The organism is Curtobacterium sp. B18 (assembly GCF_000333375.1).
In the GTDB taxonomy this organism is placed as follows: Bacteria; Actinomycetota; Actinomycetes; order Actinomycetales; family Microbacteriaceae; genus Curtobacterium.
This window is the reverse complement of record NZ_BACZ01000581.1, coordinates 1-20,236: the sequence shown is the minus strand read 5'-3', so window position 1 is coordinate 20,236 and position 20,236 is coordinate 1. Positions and strand designations below refer to the sequence as shown.

At 72.9% G+C, this 20,236-nt stretch carries 21 protein-coding genes; 11 read left to right on the top strand and 10 right to left on the bottom strand.

All coding sequences use genetic code 11. The features are described from left to right. Positions 1-139: 139 nt before the first annotated feature. The 5 genes from I5E_RS26720 to I5E_RS15670 form a co-directional block, all read right to left on the bottom strand. Positions 140-817 carry a LysM peptidoglycan-binding domain-containing protein gene (locus I5E_RS26720; RefSeq protein ID WP_022907814.1) on the bottom strand — a complete coding sequence of 226 codons (678 nt, stop codon included), beginning with the start codon at positions 815-817 and terminating at the stop codon, positions 140-142. A gap of 333 nt (positions 818-1,150) precedes the next feature. Beyond that, entirely contained in the window at positions 1,151-2,302 is a 1,152-nt protein-coding gene (gene rlmC / locus I5E_RS15685; RefSeq protein WP_022907813.1) for a 23S rRNA (uracil(747)-C(5))-methyltransferase RlmC, read from the bottom strand. A gap of 7 nt (positions 2,303-2,309) precedes the next feature. Next, the gene (locus I5E_RS15680) at positions 2,310-3,191 is read right to left on the bottom strand and encodes an SMP-30/gluconolactonase/LRE family protein (protein WP_022907812.1); all 882 of its coding nucleotides are present in this window, start codon (positions 3,189-3,191) and stop codon (positions 2,310-2,312) included. A 25-nt stretch (positions 3,192-3,216) separates the two neighbouring features. Continuing rightward, on the bottom strand, positions 3,217-3,876 hold the full coding sequence (locus I5E_RS15675; protein ID WP_022907811.1) for a FadR/GntR family transcriptional regulator: 660 nt from the start codon (positions 3,874-3,876) through the stop codon (positions 3,217-3,219). Next, positions 3,873-4,595 (bottom strand): SDR family oxidoreductase, encoded by a 723-nt coding sequence (locus I5E_RS15670; protein ID WP_022907810.1) that lies wholly within the window; start codon positions 4,593-4,595, stop codon positions 3,873-3,875. The genes I5E_RS15675 and I5E_RS15670 overlap by 4 nt, the downstream gene beginning before the upstream one ends. 62 nt (positions 4,596-4,657) lie before the next feature. Between I5E_RS15670 and I5E_RS15665 the strand changes: the two genes are divergently transcribed. The 7 genes from I5E_RS15665 (at position 4,658) to mnhG (ending at position 11,954) form a co-directional block, all read left to right on the top strand. Then, on the top strand, positions 4,658-5,512 hold the full coding sequence (locus I5E_RS15665) for an SDR family NAD(P)-dependent oxidoreductase (RefSeq protein ID WP_022907809.1): 855 nt from the start codon (positions 4,658-4,660) through the stop codon (positions 5,510-5,512). A 171-nt stretch (positions 5,513-5,683) separates the two neighbouring features. Beyond that, the gene (locus I5E_RS15660; protein ID WP_022907808.1) at positions 5,684-8,572 is read left to right on the top strand and encodes a Na+/H+ antiporter subunit A; all 2,889 of its coding nucleotides are present in this window, start codon (positions 5,684-5,686) and stop codon (positions 8,570-8,572) included. Then, a complete protein-coding gene (locus I5E_RS15655) occupies positions 8,569-8,979 on the top strand; it encodes a Na(+)/H(+) antiporter subunit C (protein WP_022907807.1) in 411 nt (136 codons plus the stop codon). Before I5E_RS15660 ends, I5E_RS15655 begins: the two co-directional genes overlap by 4 nt. Then, positions 8,976-10,676 carry a Na+/H+ antiporter subunit D gene (locus I5E_RS15650; protein ID WP_022907806.1) on the top strand — a complete coding sequence of 567 codons (1,701 nt, stop codon included), beginning with the start codon at positions 8,976-8,978 and terminating at the stop codon, positions 10,674-10,676. Before I5E_RS15655 ends, I5E_RS15650 begins: the two co-directional genes overlap by 4 nt. Further along, positions 10,673-11,260: a Na+/H+ antiporter subunit E gene (locus I5E_RS15645; protein ID WP_022907805.1), complete on the top strand. Its 588-nt coding sequence runs from the start codon at positions 10,673-10,675 to the stop codon at positions 11,258-11,260. The genes I5E_RS15650 and I5E_RS15645 overlap by 4 nt, the downstream gene beginning before the upstream one ends. Continuing rightward, entirely contained in the window at positions 11,257-11,601 is a 345-nt protein-coding gene (locus tag I5E_RS21960) for a hypothetical protein (protein ID WP_022907804.1), read from the top strand. The genes I5E_RS15645 and I5E_RS21960 overlap by 4 nt, the downstream gene beginning before the upstream one ends. After that, entirely contained in the window at positions 11,598-11,954 is a 357-nt protein-coding gene (mnhG, locus tag I5E_RS15635) for a monovalent cation/H(+) antiporter subunit G (RefSeq protein WP_022907803.1), read from the top strand. The genes I5E_RS21960 and mnhG overlap by 4 nt, the downstream gene beginning before the upstream one ends. Before the next feature lie 60 nt (positions 11,955-12,014). Here mnhG and I5E_RS15630 read toward each other — a convergent pair whose 3' ends face one another. Beyond that, positions 12,015-13,259, bottom strand: coding sequence for an MFS transporter (locus tag I5E_RS15630; RefSeq protein WP_022907802.1), 1,245 nt, complete (start codon positions 13,257-13,259; stop codon positions 12,015-12,017). Between the two features lie 187 nt (positions 13,260-13,446). On the opposite strand from I5E_RS15630, the gene I5E_RS15625 reads away from it, so the two are divergent. After that, complete coding sequence (locus tag I5E_RS15625; RefSeq protein ID WP_022907801.1) at positions 13,447-14,475, top strand: aldo/keto reductase; 1,029 nt, start codon at positions 13,447-13,449, stop codon at positions 14,473-14,475. A gap of 9 nt (positions 14,476-14,484) precedes the next feature. Here I5E_RS15625 and I5E_RS15620 read toward each other — a convergent pair whose 3' ends face one another. Continuing rightward, the gene (locus I5E_RS15620) at positions 14,485-14,679 is read right to left on the bottom strand and encodes a hypothetical protein (protein ID WP_022907800.1); all 195 of its coding nucleotides are present in this window, start codon (positions 14,677-14,679) and stop codon (positions 14,485-14,487) included. Positions 14,680-14,798: 119 nt separating this feature from the next. Here I5E_RS15620 and soxR point away from each other — a divergent pair, with 119 nt between their 5' ends. Beyond that, on the top strand, positions 14,799-15,287 hold the full coding sequence (soxR, locus tag I5E_RS15615) for a redox-sensitive transcriptional activator SoxR (protein ID WP_022907799.1): 489 nt from the start codon (positions 14,799-14,801) through the stop codon (positions 15,285-15,287). A gap of 63 nt (positions 15,288-15,350) precedes the next feature. Here the strand turns inward: soxR and I5E_RS15610 are convergent, their stop codons facing one another. Then, positions 15,351-15,797, bottom strand: a complete 447-nt coding sequence (locus tag I5E_RS15610; protein ID WP_022907798.1) for a MarR family winged helix-turn-helix transcriptional regulator — start codon at positions 15,795-15,797, stop codon at positions 15,351-15,353. Between the two features lie 45 nt (positions 15,798-15,842). Between I5E_RS15610 and I5E_RS15605 the strand changes: the two genes are divergently transcribed. Continuing rightward, the gene (locus I5E_RS15605; protein ID WP_022907797.1) at positions 15,843-17,096 is read left to right on the top strand and encodes a multidrug effflux MFS transporter; all 1,254 of its coding nucleotides are present in this window, start codon (positions 15,843-15,845) and stop codon (positions 17,094-17,096) included. A gap of 116 nt (positions 17,097-17,212) precedes the next feature. Here I5E_RS15605 and I5E_RS15600 read toward each other — a convergent pair whose 3' ends face one another. After that, the gene (locus I5E_RS15600; RefSeq protein ID WP_022907796.1) at positions 17,213-17,938 is read right to left on the bottom strand and encodes a phosphatase PAP2 family protein; all 726 of its coding nucleotides are present in this window, start codon (positions 17,936-17,938) and stop codon (positions 17,213-17,215) included. A gap of 112 nt (positions 17,939-18,050) precedes the next feature. Between I5E_RS15600 and poxB the strand changes: the two genes are divergently transcribed. Continuing rightward, the gene (gene poxB / locus I5E_RS15595) at positions 18,051-19,775 is read left to right on the top strand and encodes a ubiquinone-dependent pyruvate dehydrogenase (protein ID WP_022907795.1); all 1,725 of its coding nucleotides are present in this window, start codon (positions 18,051-18,053) and stop codon (positions 19,773-19,775) included. Between the two features lie 19 nt (positions 19,776-19,794). On the opposite strand, the gene I5E_RS15590 is transcribed toward poxB, so the two are convergent. Next, positions 19,795-20,199, bottom strand: a complete 405-nt coding sequence (locus I5E_RS15590) for a pyroglutamyl-peptidase I family protein (protein WP_441294336.1) — start codon at positions 20,197-20,199, stop codon at positions 19,795-19,797. Positions 20,200-20,236 lie beyond the last annotated feature (37 nt).

The window sequence follows — 20,236 nt, the reverse complement described above, 5'->3', positions numbered from 1 at the left end:
CATCCGCACGGGCGCGCGCACACGCTCGCGCGCGGGTGCCCGCACAGGCGCCCGCACCAGCGCCCGCGCCCGCGCCCGCGGACAGCAGGACGCCCGGTGACCACACGGTCACCGGGCGTCCTGTCGATCGGAGGAACGATCAGGCGGGGAGCTGGAGCTCCTGGCCGGCGTAGATCAGGTTCGCGTCGTCGATGGTCGACGTGTTCGCGGCCCACAGCTCGTTCCAGCCGCCGTCGATCTTCAGCTTCGTCGCGATGCTGTCGAGGGTCTCGCCGGACACGACCGTGTAGGTCTTGCCACTGGTCTTCACGGGGGCCGGCTTGCTCGGGGCAGCCGGGGCAGCCGGAGCGGCCTTCGTCGCGGGCGCGGTCGCCTGCTGCTGCGGCGCGGCCTGCGTCGCCGGGGCCTGCTGCTGCGGTGCGGCCTGCTGCGTCGGCGCGGCCGGGGCAGCGGCCTGCGGAGCGGCGCCGGTCGTGCCGCTCAGCCCGAGCTTCGCGGAGCAGGCGGGCCATGCGCCCCAGCCCTGCGAGGCGAGGACGCGCTCGGCGACGGCGATCTGCGCGGAACGGCTCGCAGCGGCCGGGTTGCCCGAGCCGCCGTTCGCCTGCCAGGTACCGAGCGAGAACTGGAGGCCGCCGTAGTAGCCGTTGCCGGTGTTGATCGCCCAGTTGCCGCCGGACTCGCACTGCGCGAGGGCGTCCCAGGTCGAGCCGGATGCTGCGTTCGCGGGCGCCGCCGCGAGGCCGACACCCGTCGCGGCGATGCCTGCGAAGGCGAGGCCACCGACGATGGTGCGGGTACGAGAAAGCTTCTTCATGGTTGATTGCTCCACCGGGACCACGGATCGAGAGCCGATCGCCACTGCCCGTCCCGACCGATCGCGGTCGTTTCGTGGGGTGCGCCTCCGGGGGCAGTGGTCTCGTGCCGGGGCGCCTGGTCGGCCACCATAGGAAACTCTGCACCGTTATCAAACCGAGACAAACGGTTCTACCCATCGGTGCTGGGTCTCGCGAGGAGGAACCTGTACGCCGCGATGCCCATGGGCATGGTCATCGCCTCGGACCCGGTGCCACGACCTTGGCAATTCCCTGGCAATGCCGGTCTGGAGGCACGTGGCGGCGTCGAGCCGCGCCTCCTGTCCGTCGATCGGTCACGCCCGGGACAGCAGCGTCACCGCTTCGAGGTGGCCCGTCTGCGGGAACATGTCGAGCACCCGCGCACGCCGGAGACCGAACGACGGCATCCGCGCGAGGTCCTTCGCCAGTGTCACCGGGTTGCAGCTCGAGTAGACGACGTGCTGGACGTCGGACTCCTCGAGCCAGGTCGACAGCGCCGTACCGATCCCCCGGCGGGGCGGGTTCACGACGACGAGCTCGGGCACGGTGTCCGGGCGGGCGCGGAGTGCGTGCTCGGTCGCGTCGTCGGCGGCGAAGCGCACGTCCTCGAGGCCGGCGTCCCGCGCGGACTGCTTCGCGGACCGGACGGCCTCGTGGCTGGTCTCGATCCCGGTCACCGCGCGTCCGGGCCGTGCGGCGTGCAGGGCGAACCCGCCGACGCCGCAGTAGAGGTCCCACATGGACGCCGGAGCAGCCTCGTCGATCCACGCCGACGCCTGGGCGTACAGCTCGGTGGCCACGTGCGTGTTCGTCTGGAAGAAGCTCTGCGGGCGCAGGTGCATCGTGACGTCCCCGAGCCGCATCGACAGCGTCTGCCGCTCGGTGAGGACGATCTCGCGCTCGCCCTCGGTCACGGCCTTGTGCTCCGGCAGCAGGTTGGCGGTCACGACGACCGCGTTCGGCAGCACCCGGTGCAGCGCGTCGAGGTGCTGCCGGAGCCGTGGCAGCTGCCCCTCGGAGCGGAGCACGAACCGCACCATCAGCTCCCCGTCGGGCGACTCCGTCACGAGCACGAACTTCAGCTCGCCGCGGCGGGACGGGACGTCGTAGGGGATGAGCCCGGCGTCCGCGACGAACGCGGCGAGGATCGGCAGCGCGTGCTGGATCCCCGGCGTGCAGATGCCGCAATGCCGCAGGTCGACCCCGCGCTGCCGGTGGTCGAGGATGCCGACGGTGGGCTGCTGGACCGTCCCGCCGACGACCATCTTCGCCTTGTTGCGGTAGGCCGACTCCGGGCTGGTGATCGCCGGCAGCCACTCAACCGTCCCCGGGCCGCCGACGGCCTCGACCGCGTCGTGCAGGAGCTCACGCGTGCGGAGTTCCTTGTCGAGGACCTGCTCGGCGTAGGGCTGCCCCATGAGCGTGCACGAGCGGCACACCCCGCGGTCGAAGTAGTCGCACTGCATGGCCGGGTCAGGATACGGCAGCGGCGTCCCTCGTGGTGGTGGCGATCCGGTACACGGACGTCGTCGCGGCGAGGAACAACGTCGTGCCGTCGTCGCCCCCGAAGCAGAGGTTCGCCGTGACCTCGGGGACGACGACCGCGCCGATCCGGGTGCCGTGCGGGTCGAACACGACCACACCGCGGTGCGACGACGACCAGACGTTGCCGTCGACGTCCACGCGGATGCCGTCCGGGACGCCCTCGCCCGGTTCGAGCCGGGCGAACACGCGGCCATTCTTGAGCAGCTCGCCCCGGACACCGCGCCGGTCGTAGGCCCGGATCACCGGTTCGTCGCCCGAGGAGCTCGCGACGTAGAGCACCTGCTCGGACGGGTCGAACGCCAGCCCGTTCGGCTCGTCGACGTCGGTGGCGACCGGGCGCAGGTCCTCGCCGTCCGGCCCGCAGCGGAACACCCAGTGGTCGCCGTACTCCCGCTCACCGGGGTGGCCCTCGCGTGGCTGCGTGATGCCGTAGGCGGGGTCGGTGAACCACACGCTGCCGTCCCGCGCGACGACGACGTCGTTCGGGGAGTTCAGCCGGACGCCGTGCCAACGGTCGACGACGGGCGTGACGACACCGTCCCGGTCGCGCTCCACCCGTCGGTGTCCGTGCGAGCACTGCACGACGCTGCCGCCCCGGTCGAGGGTGCGCCCGTTCGTGAACTCCACCCCCTGCGCGTACACCGAGGTCTCCCCCGAGTCGGCGTGCCACTGGAGTACACGGTCGCCGGGGATGTCCGACCACCGCAGCGTGCGCGTCGCGGGGATCCAGCACGGGCCCTCGGCCCAGGTGCTGCCCGTCGCGATGCGCTCGAGCGCGCCGGGGTCGGGGACGAGGTCGCTGAACGTCATGGGTTCTCCTTCGAACACGTCGAGCCTATGCGCCCGTGCGGTCGATGATCTCGGTCATCGCCGCGCCCGCGCCGTCCGGGTCCCCGTCGACGACGGCGCGGGCGAGCCGGGCGTGCAGCCCGACGTCGTGGACCGCGGGTCGGATGCCCGCCCGCTCGTCGAGGGCCCGGGCGACGACCCGGTGCAGCCGTCCGTACAGTGCGTTCCCGGACAGCTCCAGCACCAGACGGTGGACCTCGCGGTCGGCCTGGAGGAACGTGGCCGCGTCGTCCGGACCGGTGGCGGCGGCGAGGCGGTCGGCGGCGGCGAGCAGTGCCTCCTGGCTCGCACGCTGCGACGCGTCGGACGCGCGCCCGGCCGCCGCGCGGGCAGCCGCCGGTTCGACGGCGCGGCGGAGCGCGCGGAGCTCCGCGAGCGTCGCCTCGCGCGCAGGACCCGCCAACCGCCACCCGACGACGCGGGGGTCGAGCACGTCCCACTCCGAGGCCGGCAGGACCCGGAGCCCGACCCGCCGACCCGCACTCAGCAGCCCGAGGCCGACGAGGACGCGGACGGCCTCGCGGACGATGCTGCGGCTCGACCCGGTGCGGGAGACGAACCCGTCGATGCTGTCGCGGTGCCCCGGGGGCAGCGACCCGTCGACGATCGCGGTGCCGAGCCCGTCGAGCACCCGGTCGAAGATCACCGCTGCGACACCGGACTGACCACGAGCTCGTCGACGCGCACGTGCGACGGCGCCTCGAGCACGAAGGACACGGCGCGGGCGACGTCGTCCGGTCGGAGCATCACCGCACGGGCGGCCGCGTCCGGCACCGACGGCCGCTGGTCGAGGAAGTCGGTGGCGACGTCACCCGGGCACAGGTGGGTCGCTCGGACGCCGTGCGCGGCCTCCTGCTGGTTGAGGGTCCGCACGACCGAGCCGAGCGCGGTCTTCGACGCCGAGTACGCGACCCCGGCACCGGGCTGGAACGACCAGCCGGCGTACGAGGACACGACGACGACGGTCCCGCCGGACGCGCGCAGCGCGGGCAGCGCCCGGTCGAGGACCGTGACGACCGCGGTGAGGTTGGTGTCGATCACCGCGCGGACGTCCGACAGCGACTGGTCGTCCCAGCGACGCCTCGGCGCGTTCAGCCCGGCCGACAGGACGAGCCCGTCGAGCCGTCCGTGCCGGGCGAGCAGGGTCTCGCCGGCCGCGGCGACCGCGTCCGGGTCAGCCGCGTCGAGTGGCAGTACGTCCGCCGTCCCGCCCGCGTCGCGGATCGCGTCCGCGACCTCGGCGAGCCGGTCCGCCCGGCGGCCGCTCAGCACCACCGTCCAGCCGTCGCGGGCGGCCGCGCGGGCGCTCGCCGCCCCCATCCCGCTGCCGCCGCCGGTGACCCAGAGCACACGTGCACCATCCATGCGGGAATGGTATGCCTATTCCAGCGCGGTCGGACCACGACCGCACGACGACGGGAGCGACGATGCACCTCGACCTGACCGACCGCGTGGTCGTCGTGACCGGGGCGGCCCGCGGCATCGGTGCCGTGCTCGCCGCCCGGTTCCACGCCGAGGGGTGCCGGGTCGTCGCGCTCGACCTGGCCTTCGACGGGCCGGGGTCGAGCGGGACCGGCGCCGGGACATCGGCCGGGGCGGGTGCCGGGGCCGGGGTGTCCGCGGCCGGGGCCGGGGTGTCCGCGGCCGACCGGTCCGCCGGTGCGCCGCCGGTCGACCGGATCGTGTGCAACGTCGCCGACCCCGACTCGGTCCGCCGCGCGGTGGACGAGGTCGTCCGACGCCACGGGACGATCGACGTCCTCGTCAACAACGCCGGCATCAACGTCGAGGGCGCCGTGGCGGACCTCGGGTGGGACGACTGGCGGCGCTGCATGGACGTGAACGTGGGCGGGACCTTCCTGGTGAGCCAGGCCGTCGCGCCCGTGATGCAGCGAGCCGGCCGCGGACGGATCATCAACGCGGCGTCCTTCGCGGCGATCGTGCCGAGCGTCGGCAGCGCTGCCTACGCGGCGTCGAAGTCGGCCGTCGTGGCGTTCACCCGGGTGCTCGCGTCGGAGCTCGGGCCGTGGGGCATCACCGTGAACGCCTACGCGCCCGGCATGGTGCCGACGGCGATGAACGGATTCGAGACGATGCCGACCGCGGCGCAGGACCGGCTCCTCGACACGCTCTCGCTGCGCCGGTGGGAGACCGCCGACGACGTGGCCGATCTGCTCGTGTTCGTGGCGAGCGACGCCGCCGGGTACGTCACGGGCACGCTGCTGGACGTGTCCGGCGGCAAGCTCGCGACCCAGATCCCGGCACGGGCGTACGGCCGCTGATCCGAGGAGACCGGACCGGACAGGGCGGCGGGCAGACGGGCAGAGTGGTGCTGGAAGCCTGATCCTCGATCGGCCTCCCTGTCCGCCCACTCAGGAACTCCACATCCCCCTCTCCGTAGGCTGTGAGGGCCCAGTGAGCCGGACTGCAGCCCGACCCCGAGGAGGTGCCCGATGGTCATCGTCCTCGTCGCGTTCGCGATCGTCGCCCTGATCGTCCCCGCCCTGACCCCCGTCCTCGGCCGCCGTGTGTTCCACGTCGCGGCCGTCGCACCGGCAGCGGCCGCGGTCCTCACCGTGGCGCAGACCGGTCCGGCGCTCGACGGCGGGGTCACCGAGCGGTTCCGGTGGGTGCCGCAGCTCGACCTCGCGATCGCCCTGCGGATGGACGCCCTGTCGTGGGTCCTCGCCCTCGTGGTGAGCGTGGTCGGAGCGCTCGTCCTCGTGTACTGCGCCTCGTACTTCAGCCCGGACGAACCGGGGCTCGGCCGGTTCGCCGGGGTCCTCACCGCCTTCGCCGGGTCGATGTTCGGGCTCGTGGTCGCCGACGACGTCATCGTGCTGTTCGTCCTGTGGGAGGCGACGACGGTCTTCTCCTACCTGCTGATCGGGCACGACTCGGTGAAACGCGCCAGTCGCGCGGCGGCGATGCAGGCGCTCGTCGTCACCACCGCCGGCGGCCTGGCGATGCTCGCCGGTCTGGTGGTGCTGTCGGTCACCGCCGGTACGACGTCGCTCTCCGGGATCGTCGCCGACCCGCCGTCGGGGACGATCGTCTCGGTGTCCGTCGTGCTCGTCCTGCTCGGTGCGCTGACGAAGTCCGCCATCGTGCCGTTCCACTTCTGGCTCCCGGCGGCGATGGCGGCCCCGACCCCGGTGAGCGCGTACCTGCACGCCGCGGCGATGGTCAAGGCCGGCATCTACCTCGTCGCCCGGCTCGCCCCCGCGTTCGCGCTGCTCGGCGGCTGGCGCGAGACGATCACCGTGCTCGGTGTGCTCGGGATGCTCATCGGCGGGTACCGCGCGCTCCGCCAGACCGACATCAAGCTCCTGCTCGCCTACGGCACGGTCGCCCAGCTCGGGTTCCTCGTGCTCGCCGCCGGGTGGGGTGCTCCCGAGGTCGCCCTCGGCGGCGTGGCACTGCTGGTCGCGCACGCCGCGTTCAAGTCCACCCTGTTCCTCGTCGTCGGCGCGGTGGACCACGTCACGGGCACCCGCGACCTGGCGAAGCTGAGCGGACTCGGCCGGCGGATGCCCTGGACCACCGTCGTCGCCGTCCTCGCCCTGCTGTCGATGGCCGGCATCCCGCCGACGATCGGGTTCGTCGCGAAGGAGGCCGTGCTCACCGGCTTCATCGACTCGCTGCACGGCCCCGACGCCGCCTGGGCGTGGATCGCGCTCGTCGGCGTCACGATCGGCTCGGTGCTCACCGTGGCGTACTCGCTGCGGTTCCTGTGGGGTGCCTTCGGGCGGAAGCCTGGAGTCCCCGACACCGAACCGCACGGGCTGCACGGCCTCGGCGTCGTGCCGTCGGTGCTCGCCGTCACGGGCCTCGCGCTCGGGGTGGCGACGCCCCTCGTCGCGCTCGGCATCGAGCCCGCCGCACACGCCGCGGCCCTCGACGGCGAGGTCCCGCACCTCGCCCTCTGGCACGGACTCGAGCCGGCCCTCGGCCTGTCCGCCGTGACGCTCCTCGGCGGCATCGCACTGTTCGCCCTGCGCCGCCCGGTCGAGGCGCTGCAGCACCGCCTCGCCGGATCGCCGAGCGCGTCGGGCACCTACCGCCACCTCATGCGCGGCCTCGACCGCGTGGCGACCGGCCTCACCGCCGGCCTCCAGCGCGGTTCGCTCCCCTACTACCTGACCGTCATCCTGTCGGTGTTCGTCGCCGGGGCGCTCGTCAACCTGGTGGTCGGCGGCCCGTGGGCGTTCCACGTCCGGTTCGCCGACTCGTGGGGCCAGGTCCCGGTCGTGATCGTCATGTCGATCGCCGCGATCGCCGTCCTGACCGCCAAGACCCGCTTCGCCGCCGCCGTGCTCGTCGGCGTGACCGGCTACGGCATGTCCGTGCTGTTCGTCCTGCACGGCGCCGTCGACCTCGCCCTGACCCAGCTCGTGGTCGAGACCGTGACCCTCATCGCCTTCGTGCTCGTCCTGCGTCGGCTGCCCCCGCGGATCAACACGGCGAACCCGTCGCGGTTCCGGATCGCGCGGGCGCTGTTCGCCGGGCTGGCCGGCCTGACGCTGGCGGTCGTCGTGGTCGTCTCGGCGTCGGCCCGCACCGCCCGACCGCTCTGGCCGGACCTGCCGGCGCTGACGAGCTCGTTCGGGCACGGTCTGAACGTGGTGAACGTCGCCCTGGTCGACCTGCGCGGCTGGGACACCCTCGGCGAGCTGACGGTCGTGGTCGCCGCCGCGACGGGTGTCGCGAGCCTCATCTTCGTGAACTCCCGCGAGGACACCCTCCCCCGCCTCCGCGACCTGCCGGCCCGGCTCGCCCCGGGCCGCGAGGAGCGCACGGACGGCGAACCCCGCGCCTGGCTGCCGACGAGCGCTGCCATCCCGACCGGCCGTTCGGCCCTGCTCGACGTCGTGGTGCGGCTGCTGTTCCACGGCCTGATCGTGCTGTCGGTCTACCTGCTCTTCGCCGGACACAACGCGGCGGGTGGCGGGTTCGCCGGCGGGCTCGTCGCGGGCATCGCCCTCGCGGCGCGGTACCTGGCCGGCGGCCCGGCCGAGCTCGGCGCCGCGGCCCCGGTGCGCGCGGGTCGCCTGCTCGGCCTCGGCGTCGCGACCGCCGCGATCACCGCACTCGTACCGATGTTCTTCGGCAAGGAGGCCCTGTACTCCGAGTTCTTCGAGGCCACCGTCCCCGTGCTCGGCCACGTCGAGTTCGTCACCGCGACGTTCTTCGACATCGGCGTCTACCTCGTCGTCGTCGGCCTCGTGCTCGACGTCCTCCGCAGCCTCGGCGCCGAGGTCGACCGGCAGCGCCTCGAGGAGTCCGCGACGCCCGTGCGGGACGCCACCGAAGCCCCCACCCCGGAAGGGAGCGCCACATGACCGTCACCCTCGTGCTCGTCATCGCGATGGCGGTGCTGTTCTCCTGCGGGGTGTACCTGCTCCTCGAGCGCTCGCTGACCCGGATGCTGCTCGGGTTCCTCCTGCTCGGCAACGCCCTGAACCTGCTGCTGCTCGTGATGTCCGGCGCCGCCGGGAACCCGCCGATCGGCAAGTCGTCCGAGGGCATCACCGACCCGCTCCCCCAGGCGTTCGCCCTGACCGCCATCGTCATCACGTTCGCGGTGAGCGCCTTCCTGCTGGCGCTCATCCACCGCTCGTGGAAGCTCTCCCGCGCCGACGAGGTCGAGGTCGACGAGGCCGACGTCGCGATCGGCCGGGAACGCGACGAACCGGCAGACGAAGACCCCGAGACCACCACCGACGCAGAACAGGAGGCGACCCGATGACCTGGCTCGTCCCGCTCCTCGTCCTCGTCCCGCTGCTCGGTGCCGCGGTCGCGCTCGGACTCCTCAACCACCAGAAGCTCCAGCGCGCGATCACCGTCGTGGTGCTCGTCGTCGCCCTGGCCGTCGCCGCGACGCTCATGGTGCTCGTCGACCAGCACGGCACGTTCGTGGTGCAGGTCGGCGGCTGGGACGCGCCGTACGGCATCTCGCTCGTCGTCGACCGGCTGAGCGCCCTGCTCCTCACGGTGAGCGCGAGCGTGCTCCTGATCGTCCTGCTCTTCTCGATCGGCCAGGGGCTCGCGGCCGACGACGGCGAGGCACCGGTCACGATCTTCTACCCGACCTACCTCGTGCTCGCGGCCGGGGTCCTCGACTCCTTCATCGCCGGGGACCTCTTCAACCTCTACGTGGCGTTCGAGATGCTGCTCGTGGCGAGCTACGTGCTCATCACCCTCGGCGGCAGCGAGCAGCGCGTGCGAGCAGGCACCACGTACATCGTGACGAGCCTCATCGCGTCGGCGATCTTCCTCGCGGCGATCGGGCTCGTGTACGGCGCCACGGGCACCGTCAACATCGCCCAGATCAGCGAGCGGGTGGCGGGGCTGCCGGAGCACGTGCAGCTGCTCCTCCACACGATGCTGCTCATCGGGTTCGGCATCAAGGCGGCCGTGTTCCCGCTGGCGTTCTGGCTGCCGGACTCCTACCCGACCGCACCGGCCCCGGTGACGGCGGTGTTCGCGGGCCTGCTGACCAAGGTCGGCATCTACGCGATCATCCGGCTCGAGACGATCATCTTCCCGAGACCGCAGCTGAACACGGTGCTGCTCATCGTGGCGATCCTCACGATGGTGGTCGGCGTGCTCGGTGCGGTGTCGCAGACGGACGTGAAACGACTGCTGTCCTTCACGCTCATCAGCCACATCGGGTTCATGGTCATGGGCGTCGGCCTCGGCTCGGTCGCGGGGACGGCCGCCGCGGTCTTCTACACGGTCCACCACATCGTGGTGCAGACGACGCTCTTCCTGGTCTCCGGCCTGATGGAGCGCGTGGGCGGCACGACCTCGACGAGATCGCTCGGCGGACTGCTCAAGGCCGCGCCGCTGCTCGCCGCGCTCTACCTCGTGCCGGCGTTCAACCTCGGTGGCATCCCGCCGTTCTCCGGCTTCATCGGCAAGCTCGGGCTCTTCCGCGCCGCGGCGATCGACGGCTCACCGCTGGCGTACGCGACCATCGCCGCCGGTGTCGTGACGAGCCTCCTGACCCTGTACGCGCTCATGCGCGTCTGGGACGCCGCCTTCTGGCGGCCGAAGCCCGCGGCCGAGGCAGCGGCCCCGCACGCGAGCGTCGCGGAGCCGCACGCCCACCTGCGGTCGCCGGAACCGGCGCCCCTGACCGTCTCCGAGGAGACGGGCAAGGCCTTCCACCCGGGAGGCTCGGTGACGGTCACCGACGCACCGCACGCGAGCCGCGCCTCCCGTCCGGAGACCGCACCGACGGCCACGCAGGGCGGCGTCGGCGAGGCGCCCACCCACGTCCGGTTGCCGCGCATGCTCGTCGGCGTGACGACCGTGGCCGTGCTCGGCTCCGTCGCCCTCACCGTCGTCGCCGGTCCGCTGTACGGCTACGCGACCCGCGCGGCGGAGTCGCTCGAGTCCCCGGACCGCTACGTGCAGGCCGTGCTCGGGGGTGACCGGTGACCGCGAACAGCACCCGGCGCATCACGAACGCGCGGCGCATCGCCGTCGCGTGGCGCTACGACGTCCCCCTCGTCGCCGGGCTCACCGTGCTGTGGGCGCTCCTCTGGGGCTCGTGGACGCCGCTCACCCTGCTGTGCGGGATCGTCGTCGCGCTCCTCGTCACGCAGTTGCTCCCGCTGCCCCCGGTGCCGCTGTCCGCCCGGTTCTCGATCCCGCACGCGGCGTGGTTCCTCGTCGTCTGGTCCGGCCTCGTCGTGCTCGCCTCGTTCCGGGTCGCCTGGGTCGCGCTGCGCCCGCGCGGGGTCCGCCGGAGCTCGATCACGCTCGTGCAGCTCCACACGACGTCCGAGATGACCTTCACCCTGGCGACGCTCGCGATCTCGCTCGTGCCCGGCTCCTACGTCGCCGACGTCGACCTGCGCCGACGGCGGCTGCTGCTGCACGTGCTGGACACCGAGCGGGTCGAGCAGGTCGAGGCGGCCCGCCGCGAGGCGCTCGGCATCGAGACGCTCGTCATCCGCGCGCTCGGGTCGAAGCAGGACCTCTCCGAACTGTCCGAACCCCTGCCGGAGGTCACGCGATGAGCGCCGCAGTCGTCGTCATGGGGATCGGGATCGCCCTGGTGCTCGCGCTCCTCGGTGCCACCCTCGTGCTCGCGGTCCTCCGCATCGTGCGGGGTCCGACGATCCTCGACCGGATGATCGGCTCCGACATGGTGCTGACGACCGCCCTCGTCGTGATCGGCGCCGCGATGGTGATCCGGCGGGACCTGACCGCCGTCCCCGTCCTCGTCGTCATCGCGGCGACGAGCGTCTTCGCCACGATCGCCGTCGCGCGTGCGGTCACACCGTCCTCGGACCCGTCCGACGAGGGCCTGACCGTGACCACGCCCGAGCACGCCGACGACCAGGAGCGTCCCCAGTGATCGACATCATCCAGGGCTTCATCGACGGCGCCGGGGTACGCGCGTGGATCGCGCTCGCCCTGCTCCTCGTCGGGTCGGTGCTCTCACTCGGCGCCGGGGTCGGGATCGTCCGGTTCCCCGACCCGCTCGTCCGGCTGCACGCCATGGCGAAGCCGCAGGTCCTCGGGCTCGCGTTCACCCTCGCCGCGGTCGTGGTCGCCGTGTGGACGTGGACCGCGCTGTGGGTCGTCCTGCCGATCATGGTGTTCCAACTGTTCCTCGTGCCGGTGTCGACGCACATGATCGCGCGGGCCGGCCTGCGGGCGGACGACTACCGCCACGAGGACCTGCTCGTCGACGACACCGAGTCGTGACGAGCTGACGGCCCGGAGGCGCGGTGCGGGCCCGCACCGTCCCTCCGGACCGTCAGGCGGTCACGCGCGTGCGCGACGCGACAGCACGAGGTTCGCCACCGCGGCGAGCACGACGATCGCCGCGGACGCGGCAGGGAACAGCATCGCGGCACCGGCTCCGTGCTGTTCGGCGACGTCGCCCGTGATCGCCGACGCGACCGACTGGCCCACGATGACCGCGGAGCCGAGGATCGTCATGGTGGTCGCCGAGCGGCCGACGGGCGACCGGTCGGAGCCGAGGCTGTACTGCGCGACCAGGGTCGGGCCGATGCCGATGCCCATCACCGCGAGCACGACGCCCACGGCGACGACGGAACCGGCCTGCGAGAACCAGACCGCGCCGCCGAGCAGCACGACGCCGAACACGAGCCAGCGCCACCCGAGGGCGAAGCCGCGCGGGAACGCCGCCGAGCCGAGCGCGAGCCCCGCGGAGCCGATGCCCATCAGGCCGTAGAGCAGCCCAGCCTGCGACGGCTCGCCGTGCGTCTCCATGAACGCGGTGAGCGAGGTGAGGGTCGCGCCGAAGAACAGGCCGACACCGAGGATCCCCACCACGACGACGACGAGTCGGGGGCGGAGGAGCTGGCGCGCCGGGGCCTGCTCGAGCTCCTCGTGGCGGCCGAGCACGAGCTTGCCGGTCGGGTGCAGCGCGAACGCCGTGACGAACACGAACGTCAGCGCGGAGGCACCGGCGACGGCGACCCACGGGGCGATCGCGCTCGCGAGGATCCCGACGAGGAACGGCCCGATGATGAACACCGTCTCGTCGGCGGCGGACTCGTAGGCCATCGTGCCGCTCAGGACCTTGCTCCGACGTGCGGGCGCCATCCGCTGCCCGATGATCGCGACGAGCCGGGTCCGGGACATCGGGGCGACCTGCGGTGCCGAGGCGCCGATGCAGAACGCGAGCGCGAGCACCGCGACGTCCGGCGCCGTGCCGTCCACCACGAAGGGGAACACCCCGAGCAGCACGGCGTTCACGAGTCCGACTGGGACGAGCACGTTCCGCTGCCCGAAGCGGTCCGCAGCGGCACCGACGAGCGGGCCGAAGACCGCGGCGCCGATGCCGACCGAGGCGGAGTTCACGCCGCCGAGGGCGACCGAGTCACGGGCGGAGACGACGAGCGTCAGCACGCCGACGACCATCATCGCGAACGGGAGCCGGGCGACGAACGCTACGGGGAAGTACCAGCGTCCGGCGTGTGCGACGAGGGACCGGTCGTCGGTGGTCGCGGGGGCGGACGGGGTGGAGCTGGTCTGGAGCATGGAGGTGTGCCTTCTCGGCCCGGCCCGGGAGCTTCGGGGGCGGACCCATCGGGTGCCGCCGTTGTCCGCCGGGGAGCCGACGGCCGGTAGATACACACTGCGTGTTGGTGGAGCGGACCCAGGGTACCAGCGGTAACGGTTCGTCACCCGGGCCCGTCGCGGGGTGCGTCCTCCTATCGTGGCGGCCATGGAACAGCGACGCATGGGGCGGACCGGAGCCCCGGTCAGCGCGCTGACCCTCGGGACGCGTGCCGTGTCGTCCGTCGCCGAGCGTGACGTCGACGACGCCGTCCGGCTCGTCCACGAGGCGCTCGGGCGCGGGGTCACCGCGGTGGACGTGTCCGACGCGGACGGCGCGGGGCTCGCCGAGACCGTCCTCGGCGCGGCGCTCGGGGACCGACGGGACGACGTGTTCCTGGCGGTCCGGTTCGGCGACCCGGTCGACCACGACCCGTCGCACCACGGCAACGGTCGGCGCTGGATGTTCCGTGCGGTCGAGCGCAGCCTCGAGCGCCTCGGCACCGACGTCATCGACCTGTACCAGCCCGCGCACCCGGACCCGGCGACCTCGCTCGACGAGACGCTCGACGCGCTCGCGGACCTCGTCACCCAGGGCAAGATCCGCGCGTTCGGGATCCCGGGCTTCCCCGCCGAGGAGCTCGTCGAGGCGCAGTGGCTCCGGTCCGGCGGGAAGAGCGCGAGCGCGACCCACGCCCCGTACTCGATCACCACGCGCACCGCGGAGCGCACGGCCTTCCCGGTGGCCCGTCGGTTCGGCCTCGGTGTGCTCGCGGCAGCACCCCTCGCCGGCGGCTGGCTCGCCGGCGCGTACCGGGACGGCACCGCGCAGCCCCGGTCGCCACGCGCGCTCGAGCAGCCGCACGCGTACGACGTCGGCGCCCCGGCGAACCGTCGGAAGCTCGAGGTCGCCGATCGGCTCGGGCGCCTCGCCGACGAGTCCGGTCTGACGCTGCTCGAGCTCGCGGTGGGGTTCGCGCTGACCCATCCGGACGTGTCGTCGGTGGTCGTCGGGCCGCGCACGATCTCGCACGTCGACGCCTACGCGCAGGCGGCCGAGGTGGTGCTCGACGACGAGGTCCTCGACGCGATCGACCGGATCGTGCCGCCGGGGACGCACGTGCTGGAACAGGACACGGGCGTCGCGTTGCCGGGGCTCAGCCGGGAGCGCCTGCGCGGGCGCGTCCTCACCCCCTGACGGCTCCGCTCAGCGGTAGGCGAGCGTGCTGAGTGCCGCGTGCACGAGGATCACCGGCACCGCCAGTGCGTACGGGAGGCGGGCGGCGGTGCGCTCGAGCCGACCGAGGACGCCGTCGAGGGCGAGCGTCGTGCGCGCGGCGTCGGGACGCGCCGCTCGGGCGGTCGTGGTGCGGGCGGTGCGGGACTGCAGGATCGTGGTCATGGTTGACCTTCCGGGTCGGGAGCCGCCCCTCGCGGCTCGTGGTGTTCAACATATTGCACATCAGATTGCATGTCAACCGCTATGTCGACGGGCCTCGGTGCTGACCTAGGATCTCGACCATGGTGGAGATCCCGCGTCCGAGCCCGACCGACCTCCTCACGATCGGCGAGGTCGTCGCGAGGACCGGGGTCGCGGCGTCGGCCCTGCACTTCTACGAGCGCAAGGGCCTCATCCACCCGGAGCGCACGGCCGGCGGCACCCGCCTCTACCCACGGCACGTCGAGCGGCGCATCGCGATCATCCAGGTCGCGAAACGGCTCGGGATCCCGCTCAGCGAGGTCGCCGAGCAGTTCGAGACGCTGCCGTCCGACCGGATGCCGTCACTGCGCGACTGGAACCGGTTGAACGAGCGGTGGCGCGCACGACTCCGCGCCCGGCAGCTCGAGCTGGAGCGGCTGCAGGAGGAGATGACGCAGTGCATCGGCTGCGGCTGCGTGTCGCTGAACGCCTGCCTCGTGATGAACCCGGGCGACCAGCTCGGTGCCGAGGGGCACGGCGCCCGGCGACTGCTGCCGATCGCGGACGAGGTGCCGGACCGCACCGCCTGACGGACGGGAGGCGCGGGGCGGGGCCGACCCGCGCCTCCCGTCCGACAGCCGGTCGCGTCGCGGTCAGCGCGTCGCGTCGCGCAGGTGGCCGTCGATGCGCGTGAGCGTGGCGAACGTCGTCGCCACACCCTCGTCGTCGCCCCCGAGCGCCTGCCGGAGCATGCCGGCCCAGTGCGCGTGCAGCCGTTCGATGCTGCCCGCGGCGAGCTCGGTCGAGTACAGCTGCACGGTCCGGGCGTCGTCCGGGTCGGGCCGACGCTCGACCATCCCCTTCGCGACGAGCGACCCGACCGCCACGCTGAGGTTGCTGCGCTTGAGGGCCGTCGCCTCGGCCACCGCACTCGGGGTCGAGCCGGGGTTCCGGTCGATCCACCGCATGACGAGCGCCTCGGTCCCGGTGAGCGGGACGATGTCGATCGACCGGGCGCCGTTCGGGTCGATCTCGCGCGAGATGCGGAGCACGACGTCGGCGAGCTCGGCGAGGAGGTCGTCTGACGGCGCGGATCCCATGGCGTCACCCTACCGACGTCGACAATGAGTTATGATTTCATAATCATGACGACGGACACCGGCTCCATCCGCGCGCACGCCGCGACGCCCACGACCCGACAGCAGGGCATCACCAGCGGCCTGCTGCTCGTGCTCGGCCTGCTGAGCGCGGTCGCTCCCTTCGCGACCGACCTCTACCTGCCGGCCTTCCCGCAGATGACCACCGACCTGCAGGCATCGGCGACGACCGTACAGCTCACGCTGACCGCGTTCCTCGTCGGCGTGACCGCAGGACAGCTCGTCTTCGGGCCGCTGTCCGACCGGTTCGGCCGCGTGCCGCCGCTCCTCGCCGGCGCCGCGCTGTGCGTCGCCGCGAGCGCCGCGGCCGTCCTCGCGCCGACCGTCGGCGTGCTCGTCGTCGCCCGGCTGCTGCAGGGCCTCGGCGGCGCAGCCGGCATGGTGATCGGGCGCGCGGTGATCTCCGACCTCGCGACGGGCAAGCCGGCGGCGCGGGCGTTCTCCCTCATGATGATCGTCGGCGGGGTCGCCCCGGTCGTCGCACCGCTGCTCGGCGGACTGCTGACCGGGCCGATCGGCTGGCGCGGACTGCTCGGCATCGTGCTCGGGCTGTCGGTCCTCATGCTCGTGGCGGTGCTCGCCGTGGTCCGCGAGACCCACCTGCGGTCGCGCCGTGACGCCCTGCGCGCCGAACGACGGGCCTCCGGCGCGACGGGTTCGCCGGTCCGGGCGCTCCGCTCCCGGACGTTCGTCGGGTACACCGCGGTGTTCGGCTTCGCGTTCGCAGTGATGATGGCGTACATCTCGGCGTCGCCGTTCCTGTACCAGGACATGCTCGGGCTCGGCACGGTGGGCTACGGGATCGCCTTCGGCTGCAACGCCCTCGCGCTGATGGGCGTCAGCATCCTGTCCGCGAAGCTCACGGCGACCCGGTCGGTCACCGGGGTGCTCACGCTCGGGATCGCGCTCGTGCTGGCCTCGACCGTCGCGTTCGCCCTGCTGGTCGTCACGGCGGCACCGGTGTTCTGGCTCGCCGTGCCGCTCTTCACCGCCGTGGGGTCGCTCGGGCTCGTGCTCGGCAACGCGACCGCACTCGCGCTCGGGGCGGTGCCGCAGGCTGCCGGGAGCGCCTCGGCCGTGCTCGGTGCCCTGCAGTTCGGGCTCGCGGCGCTCGTGTCGCCGCTCGTCAGCATCGGCGGCGAGGGGACGGCGGCGCCGCTCGCGGTCGTGATGCTCGCGGCCGCGGTGGTCGCCGTGGTGGCGCTCGTGGCGGCGCGCGGTCGGCGCGGCGTCGGCGCCTAGGGTCGCGCGGGGGGCTCGGCGCGCACGGGCTCAGCGCGCGGGGGCTCGGCGCGGGCTCGGCGCGGGGTTTCGCGCTCAGCGACAGTTCACGCGGCAGTCGGCCCGTGAGGTGTCGCTCAGCGCGTGACCTCGCGCTGCGCAGCAGGACCCCGCGGCCGCAGGAACGGGATCTTCGGCATCAGCCAGTCGACCCACACCACCCGCACGCCCGGAGCGACGGCGAGCGCCCAGAGGATCGACGCCGCCGCGTCCGTCGGGTAGTGCACGGCGTCGATCGACACCGCGAAGAACACGACGACGATCGCCACGGTCCCGAGGCCCAGCACGAGGCGGTGCCACCGGGTGTCGCGGAGGAGCCAGACGAGGGCGATCACGAACGCGGTGATGTAGACCGTGTGCCCGCTCGGGTAGCCCGGGTCCGGCTGCACGGGGAACGGGTGCGGCAGCACGGCGACGTCCGGCCGGGCCCGGTGCACGATCTCCTTCACGACGGCGGACGGCACCCACGTGATCGCGATCGTGCCGCCGAAGGCCAGTGCCGGACGCAGGTCGCGGGTCCGCCACCAGATCACCGCGACCACCACGACGGTGATCCCGATCGCCGGGCCGGGGCTGATGACGTGGTAGACCGCGGTCGTGAACGCCCCGAGGGCCCCGGTGTGCAGGCCGTTCAGCGCCTTCGAGAGCCCGAGGTCGACCGTGCCGAGCGTGAACCCGACGATCGTGATCAGGACGACCGCGACGACGGCGATCGCCACCGACGCGAGCGGGTAGCGGCTCCGGTCGAGGATCCCGGACGTGTCGGACACTCGTCGGCGGGGGCGGAGGTCGTGGTCGGACATCCGCCCATCGTCGCAGGTGCGGCGCCCCGTCGGCCCCGGAGTCCGGTGCAGGACGATCAGAGATCGCTCAGCGAACGGCAAGGGATCAGCCGCCGGGACTAGACACGAGGGCATGACAACCGTTGCCGAGAACATCGTCGCCACCCTCCGTCAGAACGACGTCCAGCGGGTCTACGGTCTCCCCGGGGACTCCCTCAACGGCTTCACGGACGCGCTCCGGAAGGACGGGACGATCCGGTGGGAGCACGTCCGCCACGAGGAAGCGGCCGCGTTCGCCGCCTCCGCCGAGGCCGAGCTCACCGGGGAACTCGCCGTCTGCGCCGGCAGCTGCGGCCCCGGCAACCTGCACCTCATCAACGGCCTCTACGACGCGAACCGCTCCCGCGTCCCCGTCCTCGCGATCGCCGCGCACATCCCCACGGCGGAGATCGGGTCCGGCTACTTCCAGGAGACCCACCCGCAGGAGCTGTTCCGCGAGTGCTCGGTCTACGTCGAGTACGTCGCCGACCCGTCCCAGATGCCGCGCCTGCTCGAGATCGCGATGCGCGCCGCCGTCGAGCAGCGCGGTGTCGCCGTGCTCGTCATCCCCGGTGACGTGCTCCTCGCCGAGGCCGTCGCACCCCGGGTCACCACCATCGAGCGCGCCACGCCGCGGATCATCCCCGCGCAGGCCGAGCTCGAGCGCACCGCGCAGCTGCTCAACGGCGCCGACCGGGTCACCATCCTCGCCGGCGCCGGTGTCGCGGGCGCCCACGACGAGGTCCTCGCACTCGCCGAACGCCTGCAGGCGCCGATCGTGCACGCCCTGCGCGGCAAGGAGCACATCGAGTGGGACAACCCCTACGACGTCGGCATGACCGGGCTGCTCGGCTTCGCCTCCGGCTACCGCGCGATGGAGGACGCCGACGTCGTCCTGATGCTCGGCACCGACTTCCCGTACCAGCAGTTCTTCCCCGCGAAGGCGAAGCACGTGCAAGTGGACGTCCGCGGCGAACAGCTCGGCAAGCGGCACCCGGTCGACATCGGCCTGGTCGGCACCGTCAAAGACACCGCCCTCGCCCTCATCCCGATGCTCGACGGCTCGAAACCCGCCAAGCACCTCGAGGACGCCCGCAAGCACTACGCGAAGACCCGCGCCAAGCTCGACGACCTGGCCGTGCCCGCCGGCAAGCACAAGCCGCTCCACCCGCAGTACGTCACGCGGGTGCTCGACCGGCTCGCGTCGGACGACGCCGTGTTCATCCCGGACGTCGGCTCCCCCGTCGTGTGGGCGTCGCGGTACCTCACGCTGAACGGCCGCCGCCGCCTGATCGGCTCGTTCGTGCACGGCACGATGGCGAACGCCGTCCCGCAGGCGATCGGTGCGCAGGCCGCGTTCCCGGACCGGCAGGTCATCGCGATGGCCGGCGACGGCGGCCTCGCGATGCTGCTCGGCGAGCTCATCACGATCGTGCAGAACAAGCTGCCCGTGAAGATCGTCGTGTTCGACAACTCCTCGCTGAACTTCGTCGAGCTCGAGATGAAGGCGGCCGGGTTCGTCACATACGGCACCGAGCTGCAGAACCCGGACTTCGCGAAGGTCGCCGAGGCGATCGGCATCCGGGGCTTCCGCGTCGACGAGTCCGACCAGCTCGAGGACGCACTCGCGGCGGCCCTCGCGCACGACGGCCCCGCGCTCGTGTCCGTCAAGGCCGACCGCCAGGAGCTGTCGATGCCGCCGGCGGTGACCCTCGAGCAGGCGAAGGGCTTCACGCTCTACGCGATCCGCACCGTGCTGTCCGGTCGCGGCGACGAGCTGCTCGACCTCGCGTCGACGAACTTCCGCCAGTTCGTCTGACGGGCCAGGGCGGCGCGGCTCAGGACTCCGCGCCGCCCTCGGCGACGATGTCCGGCGCCGGGTCCAGCGACGCGCGGACGACGGCGTCGAGCGCGGTGACGATCTCGTCGAGCCCGAGCGAGGGGCCGTCGCCGGCGATGTCCGGGGTCGCCGGGACGTGCACGAAACCGGCGCGGAACCCGTCGCGGTCGGCGAACGACATGAGCTCGTAGAAGACCTGGTTGCAGGTGAACGTCCCCGCGGTGTTGGACACCGCAGCGGGGACCCCGGCCGCCCGGACGTCGCGGACGATCCGCTTGATCGGCAGCCCGCTGAACGCCGCCGGCGCTCCGACCGGGTCGATCGGCTCGTNCACCGGCTGCGCGCCCGCGTTGTCCGGGATCCGGGCGTCCATGACGTTGATCGCGACGCGCTCCGGTGTCACCGCGGCCCGGCCGGCGGCGAGCCCCGTCGCGATCACG